The sequence below is a fragment of the Streptomyces glaucescens genome, from assembly GCF_002154375.1.
Taxonomy (GTDB): Bacteria; Actinomycetota; Actinomycetes; order Streptomycetales; family Streptomycetaceae; genus Streptomyces; species Streptomyces glaucescens.
The window spans coordinates 1-7,184 of the sequence record NZ_MUND01000011.1 but is presented as its reverse complement, the minus strand read 5'-3'; the positions used below and the strand labels follow the sequence as shown (position 1 = coordinate 7,184).

General features: G+C 72.0%; 4 protein-coding genes. 2 read left to right on the top strand and 2 right to left on the bottom strand.

What is annotated here, in order from left to right; genetic code table 11:
• Both treY and glgX read right to left on the bottom strand, forming a co-directional pair.
• The coding region (gene treY / locus CCN42_RS00770) for a malto-oligosyltrehalose synthase (RefSeq protein WP_086732591.1) at window positions 1–2,308 on the bottom strand (2,308 nt) is incomplete at its 3' end.
• Between the two features lie 219 nt (window positions 2,309–2,527).
• A complete protein-coding gene (gene glgX, locus CCN42_RS00765; protein ID WP_086732590.1) occupies window positions 2,528–4,645 on the bottom strand; it encodes a glycogen debranching protein GlgX in 2,118 nt (705 codons plus the stop codon).
• Between the two features lie 186 nt (window positions 4,646–4,831).
• Here glgX and CCN42_RS00760 point away from each other — a divergent pair, with 186 nt between their 5' ends.
• The gene (locus CCN42_RS00760; protein WP_086732589.1) at window positions 4,832–5,665 is read left to right on the top strand and encodes a Tat pathway signal sequence domain protein; all 834 of its coding nucleotides are present in this window, start codon (window positions 4,832–4,834) and stop codon (window positions 5,663–5,665) included.
• 77 nt (window positions 5,666–5,742) lie between these two features.
• Entirely contained in the window at window positions 5,743–7,062 is a 1,320-nt protein-coding gene (locus tag CCN42_RS00755; RefSeq protein WP_086732588.1) for a copper amine oxidase, read from the top strand.
• Window positions 7,063–7,184 lie beyond the last annotated feature (122 nt).

Below are 7,184 nucleotides of genomic sequence, written 5' to 3'. Positions count from 1 at the left end.
GGAGTTCCTGCACGCGCGCGTGCCCGGTGAACTCCCGGCCCGGGGTCAGGACGTCGGCCCAGCGGCCCGGCGGCAGCGCCAGCCGGGTGTCGCGCCAGCCGCCCGCCTCCGCCAGCCGCAGCGACAGCCGGGTGACGGCGGTGACCACCTCTCCGGAGCGGGCGTACGCCAGGACATGGTCCGCCGCGGGCCCCTCGGCATACAGCGGCGTGTAGGTCGCCGCCTCGCCGAACACCTCGGGCCGCCGCGCCCGCAGCCGCAGCGCCGCCGCCGTCAGCGCTCCCTTGTCGCCGGGCTCCTCGGGAGGGAACCGTACGAACCGCCGGTTGTCCGGATCGACGAGGGTCCGGCACTCGGCCTCCGTGCCCTGGTACACGTCCGGCACGCCCGGCATCGTCAGATGGACCAGCGCCCCGCCCAGCACATTGGCCCGGATGTGCGGCTCCAGCTCGCGCCGCAGCCGGGCCACCCGCTCGCCGGGCGCCCCGCACGGCCCCGCCGCCGCGAACGCCGTCACGGCCTCCTCGTACGGCGGCTCCTGCTCCGTCCAGCTGGTGTGCATCCCGGCCTCGCGCACATGCTTCAGCAGCGCCGTCCGCACACGTTCCGGGTCCGCCGGGCCCAGCCCGAAGACGGTCTGCCAGGCCGCCCAGGCCAGCTGCCCGTCGGGCGCGCCCACATCGGCGCGGCCGACCTCGCGCAGCACCTCCGACCAGCGCTCCGGGCACTCGGTGAGCACCATCAGCGCCGCCCGCACGTCCGCGCTGCGCTTGGTGTCGTGCGTCGACACGACGGTCCCCGTGACCGGCCAGTCGCGCTGCACGCGCGCGCAGTACGCGTGGAACTCCTCGGGCGACATCGCGGGCCGCCCCGGGTTCCCGCCCACCTCGGTCGCCGACAGCAGCGGCACGTACCGGTAGAACGCGGTGTCCTCGACCGACTTCGCGCGCAGCGCCGATGCCGTCTGCGCGAACCGGGTCCGGAACTCCAGCCGGTCCGGCCCGTCGCCGTGGCGCCCCAGCAGCAGCCCGCGGACGACGTCGACCGCCCCGGCCTCCTCCGGTACGGCGAACGCCGCGCGCGCCTCGGCCGCGTGCTCCTCGGTGACGACCAGCGCGGGGTCGCCGGACTCGTAGGGCCGGTAGACCTCCAGCCGGACCAGCAGCTCCCGCAGCGCGGTGTGCAGCGCCCAGGGCGCCCGGTCGCGCAGGGCCGGGTCCTGGGACGTGGCGCACAGCCGGCTCGCCACCCGGGTCAGCCGGTCGACCTCGGTGGCCAGCTCGTGCTCCAGGACCCGGTACGCCGCCCGCCGCGCGGTGGCCTCCCAGTGCCCGCCCCGGTCGGTCTGCGGGGCCGCGAACCGCCGGTAGCGGGCGAGCAGTTCGGCGGCGCCCGCCGGGTCCGTGAAGACGCCGTCGATGTGCCGCAGCGCGTCGTAGCCGGTGGTGCCCGCGACCGGCCAGGCGGCGGGCAGGTGCTCGCCGTCGGAGAGGATCTTCTCCACCACCGTCCAGCGCCCGCCGGTCGCCTCGTGCAGCCGCCGCAGGTAGCCGTCGGGGTCGGCGAGGCCGTCCGGGTGGTCGACGCGCAGCCCGTCCACCACCCCCTCGTGCAGCAGCCGCAGCAGGGTGGCGTGCGTGGCGTCGAAGACCTCCGGGTCCTCCACCCGCACCCCGATCAGCTCCGAGATGCTGAAGAACCGCCGGTAGTTCAGCTCGGTCCGGGCCAGCCGCCACCACACGGGCCGGTACCACTGCGCGTCCAGCAGCTGCGGCAGCGGCAGGTCCTCGGTGCCCTCCCTGAGCGGGAACACCTGGTCGTGGTAGCGCAGCACGTCGCCGTCCGCCGTGAGGTGTTCCAGCTCCGCGCCGAGCGGGCGCCCGAGCACCGGCAGCAGCACCTGCCCGCCCTGCGCGTCCCAGTCGATGTCGAACCATCGCGCGTACGCGGACTTGGGACCCTCCCGGAGCACCTCCCACAGGGCGCGGTTGTGCCGCGGGGCCATCGCCATGTGGTTCGGCACGATGTCCACCACGAGTCCGAGACCGTGCTCCCGCGCGGTGCGGGACAGCGCCCGCAGCCCTTCCTCGCCGCCCAGTTCCGCGCGCACGCGTGCGTGGTCCACGACGTCGTAGCCGTGCAGCGAGCCGGGGACGGCCTCCAGGACGGGGGACAGGTGCAGATGCGAGACGCCGAGCGAGGCCAGGTAGGGCACGGCCGCCGCGGCGGCCCCGAACGGGAAGTCGGGCTGCAGCTGGAGGCGGTACGTGGCCGTGGGCACCGTGGGGTCAGATCGCTCAGGGGTCATGAAAGGGTACGTACCCGCCCCGACGGGTTTCGTGTCATCACGGCCTGCCCGCACACCCGCGCGCATGGCCGGTTTCGGGCGATGGGAAGCACCGGGTTGCGCCGCGCGCCGGGGCCCTGTCGAGTGCGCCCGCACGGTGCGGTGGCGTCACCACCGCACCGCCACCGCACCGAATCGACAGGCCTCCACCCGCAGGCCCCGCGCGTGTGCCCGACCCCTCTAGGCGGGCCGCTGCAGCACCGTCAGGCTCCGGTCGATCAGCCGCAGCCGTTCCCCGGCCGCGACCTTCGCGCCGGTGCCCGGCACCACCCCGTCCGGCTGGGCGGTGTCGACGACGACCTGCCACTGACGGCCGTGGTCGACGGGCACCACGAAGTCCAGCGCCTTGGGGGAGGCGTTGAACATCAGCAGGAAGGAGTCGTCGGCGATGCGCTCCCCGCGCGGGCCCGGCTCGGAGATCGCGTTGCCGTTGAGGAACACGGTCAGGGCCGAGGCCTGCGCCGACTCCCAGTCCCGCTGGGTCATCTCCCGGCCCTCGGGGGTGAACCAGGCGATGTCGGACAGGTCGTCGTGCGTGCCCTCCACCGGCCGGCCGTGGAAGAAGCGCCGGCGCCGGAAGACGGGGTGGTCCTTGCGCAGCCACACCATCGCCCGGGTGAACTCGAGCATCTCCCGGGGCGGCCCCTCGCCGTCCGGCCAGGCCACCCAGGACAGTTCGCTGTCCTGGCAGTAGGCGTTGTTGTTGCCGTGCTGGGTGCGGGCGAACTCGTCACCATGGCTGATCATCGGCACGCCCTGGGACAGCATCAGCGTGGCGATGAAGTTCCGCATCTGCCGGGCCCGCAGTTCCAGTACGGCGGGGTCGTCGGTCTCCCCTTCCGCGCCGCAGTTCCAGGACCGGTTGTGGCTCTCTCCGTCGCGGTTGTCCTCCCCGTTGGCCTCGTTGTGCTTCTCGTTGTACGCGACCAGGTCGTGCAGGGTGAAGCCGTCGTGGCAGGTGACGAAGTTGATGGAGGCCAGAGGCCGCCGCCCGTCGTCCTGGTACAGGTCGGACGAGCCGGTCAGCCGGGAGGCGAACTCCGCCAGGGTGCGCGGCTCGCCCCGCCACAGGTCCCGGACCGTGTCCCGGTACTTGCCGTTCCACTCGGTCCACAGGGGTGGGAAGTTGCCCACCTGGTAGCCGCCCTCGCCCACGTCCCACGGTTCGGCGATCAGCTTCACCTGGGACACCACCGGGTCCTGCTGGACCAGGTCGAAGAACGACGACAGCCGGTCGACCTCGTGGAACTGCCGGGCCAGGGTCGCGGCGAGGTCGAAGCGGAAGCCGTCGACGTGCATCTCGGTGACCCAGTACCGCAGCGAGTCCATGATCAGCTGGAGCACGTGCGGGGAGCGCATCAGCAGCGAGTTGCCGGTGCCCGTGGTGTCCATGTAGTAGCGGGGGTCGTCCGCGAGCCGGTAGTACTGCCAGTTGTCCAGCCCCCGGAAGGACAGCGTGGGACCCAGGTGGTTGCCCTCGGCGGTGTGGTTGTAGACCACGTCGAGGATGACCTCGATGCCCGCCTCGTGCAGGGCGCGGACCGCCGACTTGAACTCCAGCACCTGCTGTCCGCGGTCACCCCAGGAGGCGTACGCGTTGTGCGGCGCGAAGAAGCCGATGGTGTTGTAGCCCCAGTAGTTGTTCAGCCCCATGTCCACCAGGCGGTGGTCGTTGACGAACTGGTGTACGGGCATCAGTTCCAGGGCCGTCACCCCCAGTTCGGTGAGGTGCTCGATCAGCGCCGGATGGGCCAGCGCGGCGTAGGTGCCGCGCAGTTCCTCCGGCAGCCCCGGATGGCGCATGGTCAGGCCCTTCACATGGGCCTCGTAGATCACCGTCCTGTGGTACTCGGTGCGCGGCCGCCGGTCGTCGCCCCAGTCGAAGTACGGGTTCACCACCACCGAGCTCATGGTGTGCGGGGCGGAGTCCAGGTCGTTGCGCCGGTCGGGCGCGCCGAAGTGGTAGCCGTACACCTCCTCGCCCCAGTCGACCGCGCCGCTGATCGCACGTGCGTACGGGTCGAGCAGCAGCTTCGCGGAGTTGCAGCGCAGTCCGCGTTCCGGGGCGTAGGGGCCGTGCACGCGGTAGCCGTACCGCTGCCCCGGCATCACGCCCGGCACGTACGCGTGCCGCACGAAAGCGTCACTCTCCCGTAGTTCCACCGCCGTCTCCGAGCCGTCGTCGTGCAGCAGACACAGCTCTACTCGGTCCGCGGCCTCCGTGAAGACCGCGAAGTTCGTTCCGGCGCCGTCGTACGTGGCACCGAGGGGATACGCCTCTCCAGGCCAGACCTGCATGGATACGACTCTTTCAGGTGTGCCGCGCCGCTGGGGGTGCCTTGGCCCCGAGTCTCCTTCGAAAATGAGGGAACCTTCCCACCCCTCTTTCCCTCTTACCGGTCGACCAGTGCATACGCGTATGCCGAAACAAGCGGGGCAACAACGTACGTACTCCCGTGCACACCGGGGGAGTAGGGGGACGATGTGCGCGAGACAGTGCGCCGCCACCTGGGCAAGGTGGTGGCCGGAACGGGGATCGCGGTCGCGGGAACCGCGCTGATGGTGGGGATCACCCTGCCGGGCACGGCGGGGGCGGACGACTCGGCCGGGGGGCCGGGCGCCGCCCGCACGGCCGAACGGGCGGCCCAGGGGCGGACACCGGGCGGCCCGGAAGGACAGGCGGCGGTCGAGCCGGGCGTCGTGGCGGAGGCTCCGCCCGAGGGGGAGCGAGGCATCGGCCGGGACCCGCTCACCGACGACGAGGTCGACCGGGTGGCGGGGATCGCCCTGAACCAGCGGCTGATCCGGTCGAGTGAGGACGTCGAGGGGGACCGAGGTCCGCAGCGGCTCGGCGTCGACCTCGCCGAGCCCGAGGCCGACGAGGTCGACGCCGCGGACGCGCCCCGGCGCGCCGACGTCACCTTCTACGACTACCGGGACGACACCCTCGTCACCCGGACCGTCAACCTGGACACGGGCAAGGTGGAGCGGACCCTGACCCAGCGCGGCGTGCAGCCGCCGCTCAGCCGGGCCGAGGACGTCGAGGCCGCAGAGATCCTGCTCGCCGACCCGTTGAGCGCGGGGCTGAAGGCCGACTACAAGGACGCCACCGGCAGGGAACTCACCTCACCGGACCAGCTGGCGCTGACCAGCATGGTCTACGGGTCGGTTCCGGGCGCCCAGCCCGCCGCGCTCGACGCGTGCGGGGAACACCGCTGTGCGCGCCTGTTCCCGAAGGTCGTCAACGGGCCCTGGATCGACGCCCGGCACCTGGTGATCGATCTGAGCGCCCGCAAGGTCGCCGTACTCGACCGCTGACCGCGCGGCCGGCCGTCACCGGGCCGGCCTCGGTCCACTTCCCGAACTTGCACCTCACGCGGAGGAGTCACTCGCTCATGCGTCTCAAAGGATTCAGCCGTGCCCGCGCGCGGACGGCCATGGCGCTCGCCGTGGCCGGGCTGGCGGCCGGCGCCACGGCCGGAGCGGGGCCGGCCGTGGCCCAGCCGAAGGCGGCCCCCGCCCCGGCCCCCGACTGCAGCGCCGCCTACCGCATCGAGCAGAAGCTGGCGAACGGCACGACCTGGCGGATGTGCTGGCGCCACGAGAGCAAGGCCGGGATCGTGCTGCAGCACATCTCCTACCAGCCGCCCGGCGAGGCCCGCCCGATCAAGGTCCTGAACAGTGCCAAGCTCGGCCAGATCCACGTGCCGTACGACGACGGCTCCGAGGAGTACGAGGACCTGACGACCTATCGCTTCGGCGACGGTCTGGTGAACCTGGCGCCCGGCGAGTGCCCGGGCGGCACGATCCGGACCGTCAAGGTCCGCGAGCCCATGTACTCCGACGCCACCGACGTCAAGGGCCTGTGCACCACCACACGCGCGCGTGGGCACGCCTACCGCATGCTCACCGATCCGATGGACGGCAGTGCCCGCAAGCTCTACCAGAAGCAGGGCAAGGACCTGCTCGTCTACGCGGTCAACAAGGTCAGCTGGTACGAGTACATCACCGAGTGGCGCTTCCAGGACGACGGCACCGTCCACATGAACGTCGGTGCCACCGGCAGCCTCGCGCCGCAGGACTACGACGCGGCCGACGGCCAGGGCTGGCCCATCGGCAAGGGCCCCAAGGCCAAGGCCCTCAGCCACAGCCACAACGTCTTCTGGCGGCTCCACTTCGGCCTCGACGGCTCCTCCAAGGGCCGCATCGAGCAGTACGACTCCAAGGTCACCCCGCCGGCCCCGGGGAAGCCGGCGCCCAGCAACAGGACCACCCGCACCACGGTGACCAAGGAGCTCGCGGGCGACGCCCGGAACATGCGCTGGTGGCGCGTGGTCAGCGCCACCGGCAAGAACAAGGACGGGCACGCGCGGTCGTACGAGCTGGTGCCCGGCGCCACCGCCAAGTACCCGGGCCGCGGCTTCTCCAAGCACGACGTGTACTTCACCCAGTACAACAAGTGCGAGCAGTACGCCAGCGGCAACCCGGGGTGTCCGAGCGGCCACCCCCGGTCCGTGGACAAGTGGGTCAGCGGCCAGACCCTGACCAACCCCGTCGTCTGGGTGAACGTCGGCTTCCACCACATCGCCCGGGACGAGGACCAGCAGCCCATGCCGGTCCACTGGCAGGGTTTCTCGCTCGCCCCGCGGGACGTCACCGCTATGAATCCGCTCACTCCGAAGGAACTGGCGGGCACGAACGGCCAACTCGGCTAGGGAGGTTGGCACGACGACCCTGCCCATCGGGCTGCACCGCCGACCGCTCCCGGAGTACCCTTCCTTGATCGTTGGCAAGGGTGTGGTGCCCGGAAGCGGAAGGCGGTGCAGCCCGATGGGCA